The sequence below is a fragment of the Marmoricola sp. Leaf446 genome, from assembly GCF_001424755.1.
GTDB lineage: Bacteria > Actinomycetota > Actinomycetes > Propionibacteriales > Nocardioidaceae > Marmoricola.
Genome location: NZ_LMRF01000005.1, coordinates 299,443 through 316,275, shown reverse-complemented (window position 1 = coordinate 316,275; position 16,833 = coordinate 299,443). Strand labels below are relative to the sequence as shown.

At 72.6% G+C, this 16,833-nt stretch carries 14 protein-coding genes; 12 read left to right on the top strand and 2 right to left on the bottom strand.

Annotation, left to right across the window (positions count from 1 at the left end):
• Positions 1-8: 8 nt before the first annotated feature.
• Positions 9-752: a polyphosphate--glucose phosphotransferase gene (gene ppgK, locus ASG49_RS14170; protein WP_056542937.1), complete on the bottom strand. Its 744-nt coding sequence runs from the start codon at positions 750-752 to the stop codon at positions 9-11.
• Between the two features lie 150 nt (positions 753-902).
• Between ppgK and ASG49_RS14165 the strand changes: the two genes are divergently transcribed.
• From ASG49_RS14165 to ASG49_RS14110, 12 genes are all read left to right on the top strand, one after another.
• Complete coding sequence (locus ASG49_RS14165) at positions 903-3,449, top strand: ExeM/NucH family extracellular endonuclease (RefSeq protein WP_056542934.1); 2,547 nt, start codon at positions 903-905, stop codon at positions 3,447-3,449.
• Positions 3,450-3,506: 57 nt separating this feature from the next.
• Complete coding sequence (locus ASG49_RS14160; RefSeq protein ID WP_056542932.1) at positions 3,507-5,054, top strand: NAD(P)/FAD-dependent oxidoreductase; 1,548 nt, start codon at positions 3,507-3,509, stop codon at positions 5,052-5,054.
• Positions 5,051-6,046 carry an alpha/beta hydrolase gene (locus ASG49_RS14155; RefSeq protein WP_056542930.1) on the top strand — a complete coding sequence of 332 codons (996 nt, stop codon included), beginning with the start codon at positions 5,051-5,053 and terminating at the stop codon, positions 6,044-6,046. Before ASG49_RS14160 ends, ASG49_RS14155 begins: the two co-directional genes overlap by 4 nt.
• A gap of 207 nt (positions 6,047-6,253) precedes the next feature.
• Positions 6,254-7,204, top strand: coding sequence for a type IV toxin-antitoxin system AbiEi family antitoxin domain-containing protein (locus ASG49_RS14150; protein WP_056542927.1), 951 nt, complete (start codon positions 6,254-6,256; stop codon positions 7,202-7,204).
• Between the two features lie 203 nt (positions 7,205-7,407).
• Complete coding sequence (locus tag ASG49_RS14145; RefSeq protein WP_056542925.1) at positions 7,408-8,856, top strand: fatty acid desaturase; 1,449 nt, start codon at positions 7,408-7,410, stop codon at positions 8,854-8,856.
• A 38-nt stretch (positions 8,857-8,894) separates the two neighbouring features.
• Positions 8,895-9,473 (top strand): TetR family transcriptional regulator, encoded by a 579-nt coding sequence (locus ASG49_RS14140; RefSeq protein ID WP_056542923.1) that lies wholly within the window; start codon positions 8,895-8,897, stop codon positions 9,471-9,473.
• Positions 9,474-9,597: 124 nt separating this feature from the next.
• Positions 9,598-10,845, top strand: coding sequence for a M15 family metallopeptidase (locus ASG49_RS14135; RefSeq protein WP_056542921.1), 1,248 nt, complete (start codon positions 9,598-9,600; stop codon positions 10,843-10,845).
• Positions 10,846-10,890: 45 nt separating this feature from the next.
• Entirely contained in the window at positions 10,891-11,865 is a 975-nt protein-coding gene (locus ASG49_RS14130; protein ID WP_056542920.1) for an NADPH:quinone oxidoreductase family protein, read from the top strand.
• A gap of 99 nt (positions 11,866-11,964) precedes the next feature.
• Positions 11,965-13,413 (top strand): ethanolamine permease, encoded by a 1,449-nt coding sequence (gene eat / locus ASG49_RS14125; protein ID WP_056542918.1) that lies wholly within the window; start codon positions 11,965-11,967, stop codon positions 13,411-13,413.
• Between the two features lie 99 nt (positions 13,414-13,512).
• The gene (locus ASG49_RS14120) at positions 13,513-14,193 is read left to right on the top strand and encodes an HAD family hydrolase (RefSeq protein ID WP_056542916.1); all 681 of its coding nucleotides are present in this window, start codon (positions 13,513-13,515) and stop codon (positions 14,191-14,193) included.
• A 25-nt stretch (positions 14,194-14,218) separates the two neighbouring features.
• A complete protein-coding gene (locus tag ASG49_RS14115; protein ID WP_056542914.1) occupies positions 14,219-15,205 on the top strand; it encodes an LLM class F420-dependent oxidoreductase in 987 nt (328 codons plus the stop codon).
• Positions 15,202-15,429, top strand: coding sequence for a hypothetical protein (locus ASG49_RS14110; protein ID WP_056542912.1), 228 nt, complete (start codon positions 15,202-15,204; stop codon positions 15,427-15,429). The genes ASG49_RS14115 and ASG49_RS14110 overlap by 4 nt, the downstream gene beginning before the upstream one ends.
• 124 nt (positions 15,430-15,553) lie before the next feature.
• Here the strand turns inward: ASG49_RS14110 and ASG49_RS14105 are convergent.
• On the bottom strand, positions 15,554-16,833 hold a 1,280-nt coding region (locus ASG49_RS14105; protein ID WP_200936335.1), incomplete at its 5' end, for a peroxidase family protein.

Here is a 16,833-nt window from a genome sequence, read left to right as displayed (position 1 = left end):
CGGTGGGCTCAGCGCTCCGAGGCCAGCGCGGCGGCCCCGACGATGCCCGCGGTGTTGCGCAGCGTGGCCGAGATGATCTCGGTCTCGACGTCGATGAGGTGCATGAACTCGGCCGCGTGCTTGCTCACGCCGCCGCCCACCACGAACAGCTGGGGGGAGAACAGGCGCTCCAGGGTGCGGTAGTAGGTGGTGAGCCGGCCGGCCCACTTCTCCCACGAGAGGTCCTCGCCCTTGCGGGCCGAGTTGGCGGCGCGCTTCTCGGCGTCGTGGCCCTCGATCTCGAGGTGGCCGAGCTCGGAGTTGGGGATCAGCACGCCGTCGTACAGCAGGGCCGAGCCGATGCCGGTGCCGAGCGTGGTGACGATGACCAGGCCGGGGCGGTGGTGGGCCACGCCGTAGCGGGCCTCGGCGAGGCCGGCGGCGTCGGCGTCGTTGATCGCGTGCACCTCACGGCCGAGCTCGTTGGCGAGCAGGTCGTCGGCGTCGGTGCCGATCCAGTCGGAGTCGATGTTGGCGGCCGAGGCCACCACGCCGTTGGTCCGGACCACGCCCGGGATGGTGACCCCGACCGGGCTGGTGGTGTCCTCGAAGCGCTCCAGCAGCTCGGCCATCACCTTGGCCACCGCCTTGGGGGTGGACTTCTCGGGGGTGTCGATCCGCTCGCGCTCGGCGGAGAACTCCCCGGTGGCCAGGTCGACGGGAGCCGCCTTGATGCCGCTGCCGCCGAAGTCGATGCCGATGGGGTCTGCCATGCGCGACAACCTAGCCGGGCGCCGCCGTGATGCCCATGGTTGCCGAAACGTTAACCGCCCAGACCTCCCCGAACCCGGCGGATCGGGATAGGAAGGACGACGGCTGTGGCGCCCCACCTCGGGCGGCGTCACGTTCTCGAGGAGTCCGCCATGCGCCCCACCCTGCGCCCATCCCTGCGCCCTGCCCTGCGCCCGTTCGTCCTGCCGACCCTGGCCGCGCTCGCCGTCGGCGTCGCCCCGCTCGTGGCGGCGCCCGCCAGCGCCGCGCCCGCCGGCGACCAGCTCGTCATCTCCGAGGTGTACGGCGGGGGCGGCTCGCCGTCCTCGACCGTGGCCAGCGACTTCGTGGAGCTGCACAACCCGACCACGGCGCCGCTGTCGGTCGACGGGCTGTCGGTGCAGTACCGCTCGGCGACCGGGACGGCCAACCCCTCGGGCGTCACGGCGCTCACCGGCACCGTGCCGGCCGGCGGTCGCTACCTCGTCGGGCTGAGCAGCAGCGGCAGCGGCACCTCCGCCGCGCCGCTGCCCACCCCGGACGCCAGCGGCACCACGGCCCTGGCCGCCGGCTCCGGCACCGTGTTCCTGGCCCGCGGCACGACGGCGCTCACCGCGCCGCCCACCGGGTCGCTGACCGCCGACCCGCGGGTGGTCGACCTGGTGGGCTACGGCACGAGCAACACCTTCGAGAAGGCGCCCGCCCCGGCCGGCTCGGCGTCCACCGCGCTCGCTCGTGACGCCGCCGGGAAGGACACCGACGACAACGCCGCGGACCTGGTCGCCGGTGCCCCCACCCCCGACGCGGCGCCCGCCGGGTCGACGCCCGAGCCGCCCGCCCCGGCCACCGACGCGACCGTCGCCGAGGTCCAGGGCACCGGCACGACCAGCCCGCTGGCCGGCCGGCAGGTCCGGACCAGCGGCGTCGTCACCGCGGCGTACCCCACGGGGGGCTTCAACGGCTTCTTCCTCCAGACCGCCGGCACGGGCGGAACCGCCGGTGCGCGGACGGCCTCCGACGCGCTGTTCGTCTACGGCTCCGCCGCGACGCGCGAGGTGGCGGTGGGCGACCACGTGCAGGTGACCGGGCGGGTCTCGGAGTACCAGGGCATGACCCAGCTGACCCCCGGCTCGGCCGCCGACGTCGCCGACCTCCCCGGCGCGGCGACCGTCACCCCGACCGCCACCGGCTGGCCCCGCACCGACGCCGAGCGCGAGCGGCTGGAGGGCATGCTGCTGGCCCCGCAGGGCCCGTTCACGGTCGCCGACAACTACGCCCTCAACCAGTACGCCGAGCTCGGGCTCGCCTCGGGCACGACCCCGCTCTTCCAGCCGACCGAGGTGGCCGACCCGGCCGACGCCGCGGCGATCCGCGCGGTGGTCGAGGACAACGCCGCCCGCGCGGTCACGCTCGACGACGGCGCGACGACCAACTTCTTCACCGCGAAGGACACCCCGCTGCCCTACCTGACCCAGGACCGCGAGCTCCGGGTCGGGGCACCGGTGTCGTTCGAGCAGCCCGTCGTCCTGGACTACCGCTTCAACGCCTGGCGGTTCCAGCCCACCGACCAGCTCACCGCGACCGACCCGCTGCCGGTGAGCGTGACCGACACCCGCACCGCCGCGCCGGAGCCGGTGGGCGGCCGGATGCGGATCGCGTCGTTCAACGTCCTCAACTACTTCACCACCACCGGTGAGGACGTCGAGGCCGCCGGCGGTGACTGCGACTACTTCACCGACCGGGCCGGCAACCCCGACACCGTGGACAGCTGCGAGACCGCGGACGGCGGCGACGGTCCGCGCGGCGCCGCGCAGGCCGACGACCTCGCCCGCCAGCAGGCCAAGCTGGTGGCCGCGCTCAACGGGCTCGACGCCGACGTGGTCTCGCTGGAGGAGCTGGAGAACTCCGCGAAGTTCGGCCTCGACCGCGACGCCGCCCTGGCCACCCTCACCGCCGCGCTCAACGACGCCGCCGGTGCCGGCACGTGGGACTACGTCCGCTCGCCCGCCTCGGCGAACTCGCGAGCCGCGCAGGAGGACGAGGACGTCATCCGCACCGGCTTCGTCTACCGGCCCGACGCCGTGCGCCCGGTCGGGGAGTCGGTGATCGACGACGTGCCCACGTTCGACAACGCCCGGGACCCGCTGGCCCAGGTCTTCGAGCCGCGCCGCAGCGGCGGGCCGCAGAGCCGGTTCGTGCTGGTCGTCAACCACTTCAAGTCCAAGGGCTCGGGAGCCCCCGGCGACGGCGACACCGGCCAGGGCGCGTCCAACCAGGCCCGCGTCGCCCAGGCCCGGGAGCTGGTGCGCTTCGCCGACGGGCTGGAGGACACCGTCGCGACCGGCCGCGTCTTCCTGGCCGGCGACCTCAACGCCTACACGCAGGAGGACCCGCTCCAGGTGCTGTACGACGCCGGCTACACCGACATCGGCGCGGACCGGGCGCCCGGGGAGTTCACCTACCTCTTCGGCGGCCGGGTGGGCTCGCTGGACCACGTGCTCGGCAACGCCGCGGCGATGCGGACCGTGACCGGTGCCCACGTGTGGAACCTCAACGCCGTCGAGTCGGTGGCCCTGGAGTACAGCCGCTACAACTACAACGCGACCGACTTCTTCGCCCCGGACCCCTACCGGTCCTCCGACCACGACCCCCTCGTCGTGGGGCTGGACCCGCGACCGGGCGTGGGCGCGGGTCGGTAGTGCGACGGTGACCGGACGCACCTACCGACCGGTAGCAGCGCCGGGCATCATGGGGGCATGACGACCTCACCCGCCGACACCGGCGCGTCCCGCCCCCTGCCCGACCACGTCGGCGTCGTCGTCATCGGCGCCGGCCTGTCGGGCATCGGGGCGGGCTACCGGCTGCAGACCGAGTGCCCCGACCGCGACTACCTGATCCTCGAGGGCCGGGAGTCGATGGGCGGCACCTGGGACCTGTTCCGCTACCCCGGCGTCCGGTCGGACTCCGACATCTTCACCTTCGGGTTCACCTTCCGCCCGTGGGAGGGCGACCAGGCGCTGGCCGACGGCCCCGGGATCCTGCAGTACGTCAAGGACACCGCCGCGGAGTTCGGCATCGAGGAGAAGATCCGCTACTCCACCAAGGTCGTCGGCGCCGCGTTCGACACCGGCACCGGCCGGTGGACGCTCACCGTCGAGACGCCGTCGGGTCCTGCCGAGCTGACCTGCGACTTCGTCATCGGCTCCCACGGCTACTACAGCTACGACGCGCCGTACGACGCGCAGCTGACCGGCCTCGACGACTTCGCCGGCGAGGTCGTGCACCCGCAGTTCTGGCCCGAGGACCTCTCGCTGGCCGACAAGTTGGTCGTCGTCGTCGGCTCCGGCGCGACCGCGGTGACGATCGTGCCCTCGGTCGCGGACGAGGCCGAGCACGTGACGATGCTGCAGCGCACCCCGACCTACATCGCGGCGCTGCCCCGGCGCGACAAGCTCGCCGGGCTGGCGCAGCGGTTCCTGCCCGAGATGGCGGCCTACCGCGCGATCCGGGTCAAGAACATCGCCTACCAGGCGGGCACCTACGCCTTCTTCCGGCGCTTCCCCGAGCTGGGCAAGAAGATCCTGGCCAGCGGGGTGGCGCGTCACCTCAGCGCCGAGGCGGCGGCCGACAGCTTCGCCCCGCCGTACGACCCCTGGGACCAGCGGCTGTGCGTGGTCCCCGACGGCGACCTGTTCAAGGCCATCAAGCGGGGCGACGCGGAGGTCGTCACCGACACCATCGACGCGGTCGTGCCCGAGGGCATCCGGCTCGCGTCGGGGCGCCTGCTCGAGGCCGACGTGATCGTCACCGCGACCGGGCTCAGCCTCGACGTCAGCGCCGGCATCGCCCTCACCGTCGACGGCGCGGAGGTCGACCTGGGGCGGGAGTTCATGTGGCGCGGCGCGATGGTGACCGGCGTGCCCAACTACGTCCGCGTCATCGGCTACACCAACGCCTCGTGGACGCTGCGGGCCGACGTCACCGGGGTGCTGGCGACGCGGGTGCTCAACCTGATGCGCGAGCGGGAGGCGGCGTACGTCGTCCCGGAGCCCGACGGCGAGCTGCGCCCGCAGCCGCTGCTCGACCTCGCCTCGGGCTACATCAAGCGCTCCGCGCACCAGCTGCCGCAGCAGGGGCACCGGCGGCCGTGGCTGATCACCCAGAGCTACCCGATCGACCGGCGGCAGACGCTGCACGGCGAGCTCGACCGGGAGCTCCGCGTGGTGCCGCGGGCGTCGCTGTCGTCCGCCGCCTCGCCCGCCTCCACGTCCGCCACCTCGTCGGCGTCGGAGTCGGTGGCGTGAGCGGTTGGGTCCCCGACGTCCTCGGGGAGGGCTACGAGCAGCAGGTCCTGGAGCTCGGTCCCGACCCCGACGGGGAGGGCGAGGTCGCCGCGGTCGTGGTGCGTCGTACGCCGCGGGAGGGCGAGGACGTCCGCGGCGCCGTGCTCTACGTCCACGGCTTCACCGACTACTTCTTCCAGACCGACCTGGCCGACTTCTTCGCCGGCCACGGGCTGGCGTTCCTCGCCGTCGACCTGCGCAAGTCCGGGCGGGCGCGGCGCGAGGGCCAGACCGCGCACTACACGACCGACCTCGCCCGCCACGACGAGGAGCTCGACGCGGCGCTGGCCGTCGTCGCCGAGCAGCACCCCGGCCTCCCGGTCGTCGTCCTCGCGCACTCCACCGGTGGGCTCGTCACCCCGCTGTGGCTCGACCGACGACGCCGCCGCCTCGGCGACGTCGGCCCCGTCGCGGGCCTGGTGCTCAACAGCCCGTGGTTCGACCTCCAGGGCACCGACCTGCAGCGCGGCCCGGTCACGCAGGCGTTGCGGCTGCTCAGCAAGGTGCGGCCGCTGCAGGAGCTGACCGCGGGGCTGAGCATCTACGGCCCCTCGCTGCACACCAGCGGCACCGGCGAGTGGGACTTCGACCCGGCGATGAAGCCGCTCGAGGGCTGCCCGGTCACCTGGGGCTGGCTCAACGCCGTACGCCGCGGCCAGGCCCGGCTGCACCGCGGCCTCGACGTCGGCGTCCCCTCCCTGGTGCTCCGCTCCCGGCGCAGCGACTTCTCCTCGTCGTACTCCGAGGCCAGCGACCGCGCCGACATCGTCCTCGACGTCGAGCACATGTCCCGCTGGGCCGGCTGCCTCGGCGGCGAGGTCGAGGTCGCCGTCCTCGACGACGCCCGCCACGACGTCTTCCTGTCCCTCCCCACCCCCCGCGCCGCGGCGTACGACCGGGTGGGGCGGTGGTTGCGGGAGCACGGGTTGGGGGAGGGCAGTTTCACCGGTTAGCCGGTGAAACTGCCCGGAGAAAGGGGTGAATCGGACGGATGCGGGCAGTTTTGGCTGCCTGCCCGTCCGTTTCGAGCAGTTGGGCCCAGTCGTACGCCGCCCGGTGCGAACTGCCGCTCGGCGTCCACACCCTCCTCTGGCCCGCTGCTCGTCCACAGGCCGCCGGTGATGACTGTCGAGGCGCGGTAGGTCGACCACGCTTCTGGTGTGGACGATCTCATCTGCGAGCTGCTCGGGGACGACCTGTTCTTCCTCCGTCGTGACGCGCTGGCCCGCGGCCTGGGCGACAAGGCGTTGGCGAGGCTGCGCCGCGAGGGGGTCCTCCACCGTGTCCGCCACGGCGCCTACACGCGGCGCTCGCACTGGCGCTCCTTGGACCGCGCTGGGCGACACCTCCTCCGCGCCAGGTGCGCCGTCCGGGCGGCACGCGCCGACGTGGCGCTCTCGCACACCTCCGCCGCGCTCGCGATGGGGTGCCCTGTGTGGGGGATCGCGCTCGACGACGTCCACCTCCTGCGACTCGACGGTCGAGGCGGCCGGCGGGAGGCCGGTGTCTGCCAGCACCACCAGTCCTACGCCCAGGAGGACCTCGTCATGCGTGACGGCCTCGTGGTGACGGCCCCAGCCCGCACCTGTCTCGACCTCACGACCATCACCGGTGTCGAACCCTCGCTCGTCGTCGTCGACCACCTGCTGCACCGGGGCGAGGTCAGCAGGCAGGACCTCCTCCGACGGAGCCGTGACATGCCGTACGGCCCGGGCTCCCTGACGACCGGTCTGACGCTGTCGCTGGCCGACGGCCGCTCGGAGTCCGTCGGCGAGACGCGCCTGCGCTACCTGCTGTGGCGAGGTGGGCTGCCTTCCCCCGTGCCGCAGCTCGCGGTCACGGCCGGCGGTCGGGTGCTCTACCGGTTGGACCTCGCGTGGCCCGAGCTCGGGGTGTGGCTGGAGTTCGACGGCCGCGACAAGTACGTCAGCTACCTGCGTCCCGGGGAGTCGGTGGTGGACGTGGTGCTTCGCGAGAAGCGGCGCGAGGAGGACATCGCGCGGCGTACGGGCTGGCGTTGCATCCGCGTCACCTGGCGCGACCTGGCTGACCCGGACCGGGTGGTGGCTCGCATCGCCGCCGCGCTGGCGGGTGGTCCGGTGGCCGCCTGAGCGGACAGATCGGGCGGTCGGACAGGCGAAACTGCCCGCTGATGTCCGATGCGCCGCTTTTGGCGAGCAGTTTCACCGGCCAGCCGGTGAAACTGCCCCCGCTTTACATTCGAGAATCCCTTGTCGAACTTCTGTACAAACGCTACGTTCCTGTCCATTCCTTTGACATCTGAGCCCCAGATGTCAAGCGAGAGGAGCAGGCGATGGCGAGCAGTGCGACGGTCCCGCAGGGGTCGACCGAGGAGTGGCAGGACGGCAAGCGCCGGCTGTGGCTGATCGGGCTGGTGGTGCCGTCGCTGGCGCTGGTCGCGTTCGTGATGCACCAGCTGACCGGCTGGCCGGTGTGGGTGTGGATCGGGCCGATCGTGATCCTGGTGGTCGTGCCGGCCATCGACCTGATCGCCGGGCTCGACCGCACCAACCCGCCCGACGACGTCATCGAGCGGCTCGAGGCCGACCGCTACTACCGGTGGATCACCTACGCCTACCTCCCCATCCAGTACGCCGGGTTCGTGATGGCCTTCGTCTGGGTCTCCCACCCCGAGTGGCTGGGCGTGGAGGCGTTGAGCACCTGGGAGAAGATCGGCGTCGCCGTCTCCATCGGCTGCATCGGCGGCATCGGCATCAACACCGCCCACGAGCTCGGCCACAAGAAGGAGAGCCACGAGCGCTGGCTGTCCAAGATCGCGCTCGCGCAGAGCTTCTACGGCCACTTCTACATCGAGCACAACCGCGGCCACCACGTCCGCGTCGCCACCCCCGAGGACCCCGCGAGCAGCCGCTTCGGCGAGACGTTCTACGCCTTCTGGCCGCGCACCGTCGTGGGGTCGCTGAAGAGCGCGTGGCGCCTGGAGAAGCGGCGGTACGCCCGCAAGCACCAGCACCCGTTCCGGCTGGGCAACGACGTGCTCAACGCCTGGCTGATGTCGGCGGTGCTCTGGGGCGCGATGGTCGCCGTGCTCGGTTGGCAGGTCCTGCCGCTGCTCGTGGTGCAGGCCGTCGTCGGCTTCTCGCTGCTCGAGGTCGTGAACTACATGGAGCACTACGGGATGCTGCGCCAGAAGGTCGGCGTCGGCCACCGCGAGCGCTACGAGCGCGTCGACCCCAGCCACAGCTGGAACAGCAACAACATCGCCACCAACGTGCTGCTCTACCACCTGCAGCGCCACAGCGACCACCACGCCAACCCCACCCGTCGCTACCAGACGCTGCGCGACTTCGAGGAGTCCCCGGTCCTGCCCACGGGGTACGCCGGGATGATCGTGCTCGCCATCGTGCCCCCGCTGTGGCGCCGCGTGATGGACCCCCGCGTGCTGGCGCACTTCGACGGCGACATCACCCGCGCCAACCTGCAGCCACGCAAGCGCGAGCGCATCCTGGCCCGCTACGCCGCGGACACCCGGGCGGCGCAGGACAAGGCCGCCCGCGACGCCGCCGACGCGGCCGCGCTGGCCGCGGCCGAGGAGGTCCTGGCCGCGGAGTGCCCCGGCTGCGGCTACACCTACGAGGTCGAGCGCGGCGACGAGCACGAGGGCTTCGCCGCCGGCACCGCGTGGGCCGACGTGCCCGACTCCTGGTGCTGCCCCGACTGCGGCGTGCGCGAGAAGGTCGACTTCGTGCCCGTCGACGCCGGGCGCCTGACGGGGTCGTGAGGACGGGGCTCGCGCAGCGGGCACCTAGGCTGAGGGGCATGCGCCCCTTCGTCGCCCCCGTCTCCCACCGGGAGCGGCTGCTCGGCGCGGCGGCGCAGTTCACGGCCGAGCACGGCTGGAGCGCGCTGACGATGGCCAAGCTGGCCGAGCTCGTCGGGGTGAGCCGGCAGACGGTCTACAACGAGATCGGCGGCAAGCCGCAGCTCGCCGAGGCGATGATCCTGCGCGAGCTGGAGACCTTCCTGGCGCGCGTGGACGCCGCGTTCTCCGACAACCCCACCGACCTGGTCCGCGCGATCGAGGCGGCCGCGGTCAACGTGCTCGAGCTGGCCCGCACCGACCCGTTGCTGCACATGGTGGTCCGCAGCAGCCAGGGCGCCGAGTCCGACCTGCTGCCGCTGCTCACCACGCACTCCGAGGCGCTGCTCGACGCGGCCGGCGCCGTGATCGGTGAGCACGTACGCCGCTACGACGTGCCGCTCGACCGCGAGCGGATGCAGGTCATGGTCGACATGGTGATCCGGCTGGTCCTCAGCCACGTGATGCAGCCCGCCGGCGAGCCCCGCGAGACCGCGGCCACCATCGCCTGGATCGCCGAGCGCGTCCTCGCGGCCTGACCTCGTCGGGGCCGGCGTCCCAGCCCGCGGCGAGATCGCCTGACCGGCTTGCTACTCGCGAGTTAGGCTCGCCCGACGACGCCCCCGTTGCCGGTGAGGGGTGCCCTGGGGAGGGTCGGAGCACATGTGCGAGGAGCACCAGAGCGGGGCCGGTGTGGGACGCCGCCCGCTGCTCGCGATGCTCGGCCTGGGCGCGGTCACCACGGCCTGCGGCAGCTCGGCCGGTGACGACCAGCGCCGCGCGTCGGCGCCGACCACCCCCGACGCCGCCGGTGGCGACGGCGGCGGGAGCGGCAAGGACGCCGCCCCGGTCGCCGAGCCCGACATGGCGGTCGACCCGCCCGGCAAGCTCACGGGCGCGCTGCGCTCCTCGGACTTCCTCGTCTACGGCGAGGGCCCGCTGGAGAAGGGCGCCGTGGAGAAGATGCTCGACATCGAGGGCGTCCAGCAGGTCGAGCCGATCGCGCTCGCGTCCTTCTACGTCGACGACACCCAGGTGACGTGCGCCGCCGTCGACCCCGCCACGTTCCGCCGCTTCACGATGGCCGGCACCGCGCAGACCCCGGAGGTCTGGAACCGCGTCGCCGGCGGCGAGATCGCCGTCGAGCCCAAGATCGGCCGCAAGCTGCAGAGCAAGGACGGCTACCTCGAGATCGGCAACGACTCCGACTCCAAGCGGATCCACGTCGGCGCCTACGCCGGCCTGCTGCCCGAGACCGTGGCCCGTCGCATCGACGCCGTCGTCAACGTGCGGTGGGGCGAGGAGCTCGGCATGAAGCTCGGCAACGCCGCGCTCGTCGGCCTGGGCTCCACCTCGCCCCAGAAGGTCCGCAAGAAGCTGCAGGCCGCGGCCGGCGACGGGGCGAGCATCCTGATCCTCGGACCCAACTTCGACATCGACGCCAAGCAGACGGTCGTGCTCTCCGGCGGCTCGGTCGCCCAGGCGGTCGGGTCCTTCTCCTACCGCGCCAACCCCGACGGCTCGGTGGCGCCCGACCCCGGGTGGGTCTCGGCCAACATCCGCTCGATGCAGATGCCGATCATCGGCGACGTGACCGGCCACCGGGTGATGCTGCCGCAGCTCAAGGGTGCGCTCGAGGAGGTCGTCACGCAGGGCCTGTCGAGCAAGATCTACACCTACGACGGCTGCTACGTGCCGCGGTTCATCGGCCGTGACCCCTCCCGGGGCCTGAGCTTCCACACCTACGGCACCGCGATCGACCTCAACGCCGCCGACAACTACCGCGGCATCGCCGGGGCGATGGACCGTCAGGTGGTGGCCATCTTCAAGCGCTGGGGCTTCGCCTGGGGCGGCGACTGGAACTACACCGACCCGATGCACTTCGAGCTGGCCAAGCTGCGCAAGGCCTGACCCACCGGCCACCGGCCGTCCCCGCCCACCGCTAGCCTCCCCTGCATGCGCGCAGTGAGAGTCACCAGCCTCGACGGACCCGACGCCATCACCGTGGAGGAGGTCGAGGAGCCGCAGGCCGACGGGCCCTTCGGCCCCCAGGTACTGGTCGAGACCCACGCCGTGGGCATCTCCTTCCCCGACCTGCTGCTGAGCAAGGGCGAGTACCAGCTCAAGCCCGACCTCCCCTTCACCCTCGGCGTCGACTTCGCCGGTGTGGTGCGCTCGGCCCCCGAGGGCTCGGGCCTGTCCGCCGGCGACCGGGTCGCGGCCGTGCTGGGCCAGGGCGGTGCCGCCGAGGTGGTCGCCTGCGGCGCCGAGAGCGTCTTCCCGCTGCCCGACTCGCTCAGCTTCGAGCAGGGCGCGGCGCTGCCGATGAACTACCTCACCGCCCACTTCGCGCTCGCCGTGCGCGGCGACCTGCGCGAGGGCCAGACCGTGCTGGTCCACGGCGCCGCCGGCGGCGTCGGCACCGCGACGATCCAGGTCGCGAAGGGGTACGCCGCCCGCACCATCGCCGTGGTCTCCACCGAGGAGAAGGCCGAGGTCGCCCGTCGCGCCGGGGCCGACGAGGTCGTGCTCGTCGACGGCTTCCGCGAGTCGGTCAAGGAGCTCACCGAGGGCCGCGGCGTCGACGTGGTGATGGACGTCGTCGGTGGCGACCTGATGACCGACTCGCTGCGCTCGCTCGCCCCCGAGGGCCGGCTGCTGGTGGTCGGCTTCACCGGCGGCACCATCCCGCAGGTCAAGGTCAACCGGCTGCTGCTCAACAACGTCGACGTCCGCGGCGTCGGCTGGGGCGCCTACGCGATGGCCCGCCCCGGCTACATGCGCTGGCAGTGGGACGAGCTGCTCCCGATGATGGAGTCCGGCGTCATCGACCCGCCGATCGGGGCGACGTACGACGTGACCGAGTTCGGCCGCGCGCTCACCGACCTCGCCGAGCGACGCACGCTCGGCAAGTCGGTCGTCACCTTCTAGCCGCACCCGGCCGCGTCGGGTCCTTGACCGGGCCACCCCCCGGGCCCAGACTCAGCGCAGGCTCGGGACCCGGTACCGATCCCTGCCCAGGAGGCGACGATGGCGTCCACGTACGACGAGCGCGGGGTCGACGACAGCTACCTCGAGCACCGCAAGCTCAAGCGCGGCGCCGCGGGATGGGTGCTGCTGGCCGGCCTCGGCGTCAGCTACGTCATCTCCGGTGACTTCGCGGGGTGGAACTTCGGCCTCGACGAGGGCGGCTGGGGCGGTCTGCTGATCGCCACGCTGCTGATGGGGCTGATGTACACCTGCATGGTCTTCGGCCTCGCCGAGATGTCCTCCGCGCTCCCGGTCGCCGGCGCCGGCTACGGCTTCGCCCGGCGCGCGATGGGTCCGCTCGGCGGCTTCGCGACCGGCATGGCCGTCCTCATCGAGTACGCCGTGGCTCCCGCCGCCATCGCGGTCTTCATCGGTGGCTACGTCGAGGCGCTCGGCCTGTTCGGGCTGACCAGCGGCTGGCTGGTGTTCGCGATCGCCTACCTGGTCTTCATCGGCATCCACCTCTACGGCGTCGGTGAGGCGCTCAAGCTGATGTTCGCCATCACCGCGGTCGCCGTCGTGGCGCTGGTGGCCGCGCTGATCGGGCTGCTGCCGTCGTTCTCGACCTCCAAGATGCTCGACATCGCCCCGACCGGCGCGGCCGGGGCCAGCGACTTCCTGCCGATGGGCTTCGCGGGCGTGGTGGCGGCGCTGGTCTACGGCATCTGGTTCTTCCTCGCCGTCGAGGGCGTCCCGCTGGCTGCCGAGGAGACCGACAACCCGGCCCGCGACATGCCCCGCGGCATCATCGCGGCGATGCTGACGCTGCTGCTGTTCGCGGCACTGATCCTCTTCATCCTCCCCGGATCGGCGGGCTCGGAGACCATCCGGGCGAGCGACAACCCGCTGCCGGAGGCGATCCGCGCGGTGCGCGGGGAGGGCTCGCTGCTGGCCGACTTCGTCAACTGGGCCGGTCTGGCGGGCCTGGTGGCGAGCTTCTTCTCGATCATCTACGCCTACTCCCGGCAGCTGTTCGCGCTCTCCCGGGCCGGCTACCTGCCGCGGGTGATGTCGCTGACGTCGTCGCGCAAGACCCCGTGGGTGGCGCTGCTGGTGCCGGGCACCATCGGCTTCGTGCTGGCGGGCGTCCTGGAGGCCAACATGGGCGCCGACGCGGGCGCGCTGCTCATCAACATCGCGGTCTTCGGCGCCACGGTCTCCTACGTGCTGCTCAACCTCAGCCACATCATGCTGCGTCGCCGCGAGCCCGACCTCGAGCGGCCCTACCGCACGCCCGGTGGGGTCGTGACGACCGGCGTCGCCCTGGTGCTGAGCGTGGTGGCCGTGGTCGCGACGTTCTTCGTCGACGAGCGCGCGGCCGGCATCACCGCCGGGGTGTTCGTGCTGGCCCTGGCGTACTTCTGGTTCTACAGCCGCCACCACCTCGTCGCCTCCGCGCCCGAGGAGGAGTTCGCCGCGATCGAGAGCGGCGAGTCCGACCTGCACTGACCGCGGCGGCGCGTGCGAGCCGCGTCGAACCCGCCTGCGCAGGCCGGGCCCGGGTGGGTACTCGGTCGGGGCCCCGACCCCCCGCCGTAGGAGCCCGCGATCACTTCCCCGCAGCGAGACGCCGCCGTCCTGTTCGACGTCGACGGCACCCTCGTCGACTCGACCTACCACCACGCGGTGGCCTGGCAGCGTGCCTTCGACCGCCACGAGCTGCACTTCCCGCTGTGGCGGATCCACCGCACCGTCGGCATGGGCGGCGACAAGCTGGTCGGCGAGGTCGCGGGCGACGAGGTCGAGGAGCGGCTCGGCGACGACCTGCGCGACGCGTGGCAGGAGGAGTACGCCGAGCTCGAGGCCGAGGTCGACCCGCTGCCCGGGGCCCGCGACCTGGTCCGGGCGCTGGCCGCCGACGGCTGGCACGTGGCGCTGGCGAGCTCGGGCGAGCCGCAGTTCGCCGAGAAGGCGCTGGACTCCCTCGGTGTGCGCGACGACGTCGCCGTGCTGGTCACCAACGACGACGTCGAGGCCTCCAAGCCCGAGCCCGACCTGCTCCGGGTGACGCTGGAGCGGCTCGGCGTCTCCCGCGCGGTGATGGTGGGAGACACGCCGTACGACGTGCAGGCGGCCACCGCCGCCGGGCTGGCCTGCGTCGCGCTGCGCTCGGGCGGCTTCGGCGAGGCCGAGCTGACCGAGGCCGGTGCCGTGCACGTGGCCGGGACGCCCGCCGACCTGCTCGACCTCGACTGGGAGCAGCACCTGCGCCCGGTCGCCACGTCCTGACCCCGAACCCCATGAGGAGACCACGATGACGTCCTTCGGCTACACCCTGATGACCGAGCAGGCTGGGCCCCGCGCCCTCGTCGAGCACGCCGTGCGCGCCGAGGACGCCGGCTTCGACTTCGAGGTGATGAGCGACCACTACTCGCCGTGGCTCTCGGCGCAGGGGCACGCGCCGTACGCCTGGTCGGTGCTCGGCGCCGTCGCCCACGCGACCTCGCGGGTGGGGCTGATGACCTACGTGACCTGCCCGACCGTGCGCTACCACCCGGCCGTCGTGGCGCAGAAGGCCGCGACCGTGCAGCTGCTGGCCGAGGGCCGCTTCACCCTCGGCCTGGGCACTGGCGAGAACCTCAACGAGCACGTCGTCGGCACCGGCTGGCCGGCCGTGCAGGACCGCCAGGCGATGCTGCGCGAGGCGATCGAGATCATCCGCGAGCTGCACACCGGCGAGCTCACCGACTACCGCGGGGAGTACTTCCAGGTCGACTCCGCCCGCATCTGGGACCTGCCTGACGGCGGCGTGGACATCGGCGTCGCCGCCGGCGGCAAGCGCGCCATCGAGGCGCTCGCGCCGCTGGCCGACCACCTGGTAGCGACCGAGCCCGACGGCGAGCTGGTCACCGCCTGGAACGCCGTCGACGGCGCCCCGCGCGTGGGCGAGCGGGCCCGGGCGGTGGGCCAGATCCCGATCTGCTGGGACCCCTCCCAGGAGAAGGCGGTCGAGCGCGCCCACGAGCAGTTCCGCTGGTTCGCCGGCGGCTGGTCGGTCAACGCCGACCTGCCCACCACCGCCGGGTTCGCCGGCGCCACCCAGTACGTCCGCCCCGAGGACGTCGCTGCGTCGATCCCCTGCGGGCCCGACCTCGACGCGATCGTGGAGGCGGTGAGGCCGTTCTGGGAGAACGGCTTCACCGACGTCGCCCTCGTCCAGATCGGCGGCGACACCCAGGAGGCCTTCCTCGCCGAGGTGGCCCAGCCCCTGCTCGAGAAGCTCAGAAAGGCATCGTCATGACGCAGTCCGTCCCCTCCTCCGACGACCCCCGCGTGGAGGTCCTCCAGGCCGTCTACGACCGGGTGAACTCCTACGAGGAGTCCGCCACCCCCGAGATGATCCGCAAGGAGCTCGACGAGGCCATCGCCGAGGCCGGCATCGACGTCAGCGAGGAGACCCGCCACACCCTCGCCCAGCACATCGACGACCGGGGTGGGCGCGAGGACGTCGCCAAGCTGCTGTGACGCGGGGGGCATTTTCACCGGCCAGCCGGTGAAACTGCCCGTCGACGTCCGGGATGTCCGATCCTGCGGGCAGTTTCCCCCGCTCGGCGCCCGTTTCATCCCGTCGTACGCCGGACGCTGCCGCTCAGCCGACCGGCGCGAGGCCCGCCTTGGTGCCGCCGAAGGCGAAGAACAGCAGGTCGGTCATCGTGAAGTCGCCCTTGCTGGTGCTGCTGATCGAGGGACGCCAGTCCGGTTCGCGGACGATGCTGGTGCGGCTGCCCTCGATGACGCGGTGGAAGGTCTCGGCGAGGATGCGGGCGCCGACCCCGGTCATCCTTCCATTGTTGAGCTCGGCCTCGCGCAGCACGTAGAACCACAGCGGCGTGCGGGCCGCGACGACGTCGCGCTCGGCGTCGGTGAGGTGGTCGAGCTTGGCGCCGCCCTTGCCGTTGATGATCTGCGCCCGGGTGAGCGGGGCGACGGTGACGCCGGCGCTGCGCAGGCGCGCCACCATCTGCTGGCCGGTGGCGAGGCGGACCAGCGAGCCCCGGACCAAGTTGCGGAAGGCGAGGTTGTGCTGCATCGGCGGGGTGGAGTCGTCGCCGCCGAAGCTGCCGGCCGGGAGGAACGACAAGGGGTCGGTCAGACGGGTGTCGATCCGCATCGCGCGGTTGACGCCGCTGTCGGGCGCGGACAGGGCCGGGCGGCCGCCGGCGGGGAAGTCGTAGAGGCGTCGCCAGTCGGCGATCCAGCTGCTGACCAGCTTCTTGTTGCCGCCCAGGTCGCCGCCGGTGCCGGAGAAGAAGAACAGCAGGTCGAGCGACCCGCCGCCGTCGGAGAAGACGGAGTTCCAGTTGTAGGCGTCGCGGATCATGCTGTGGCCCATCCGGAACGCCGCGACGGAGAACTCCACCGGCATCGTCGGCATCGTCATCGCGGTCGCGTCGGGCTCGAACACCCGGCGACCGCGGGTGAACACGTCGTCGAGCACGGCGGCGTCGCAGATGCGCGGCAGGTAGTCGTGGCGCACGATCCACTGGTAGTGCAGCGTCACGCGCCGGCGGGCCCGACGGAACCGCTCGGCCTCGGGGGTGCCCGTGGGCAGGGTGTCGACGACGCGGTTGTGGAAGTGGATGAAGGCCAGGTGGGTCTGCCCGACGGCGAGGTTCTCGTCGTTGCGCAGGTCGGGGATGTTGGCCCGGCGCGCCTTGCTGAGCGCGCCGGTGCCGACCCGCGGCAGGTCGCGGCCGGCCTTGACGCTCAGACCGCCCTCGCGCTGGGTGTCGCCGGTGCGCAGGTGCACGCGGTCGGGGGCGAAGAAGCCGACGGACCCCTCGCTGGCCGGCCCCGCGCCGTACAGGCTGTCGAGGTCGAGCGAGGGGGAGCGGCCGCTCAGCATCGTGGCGGGGTCGACCTCGCCGC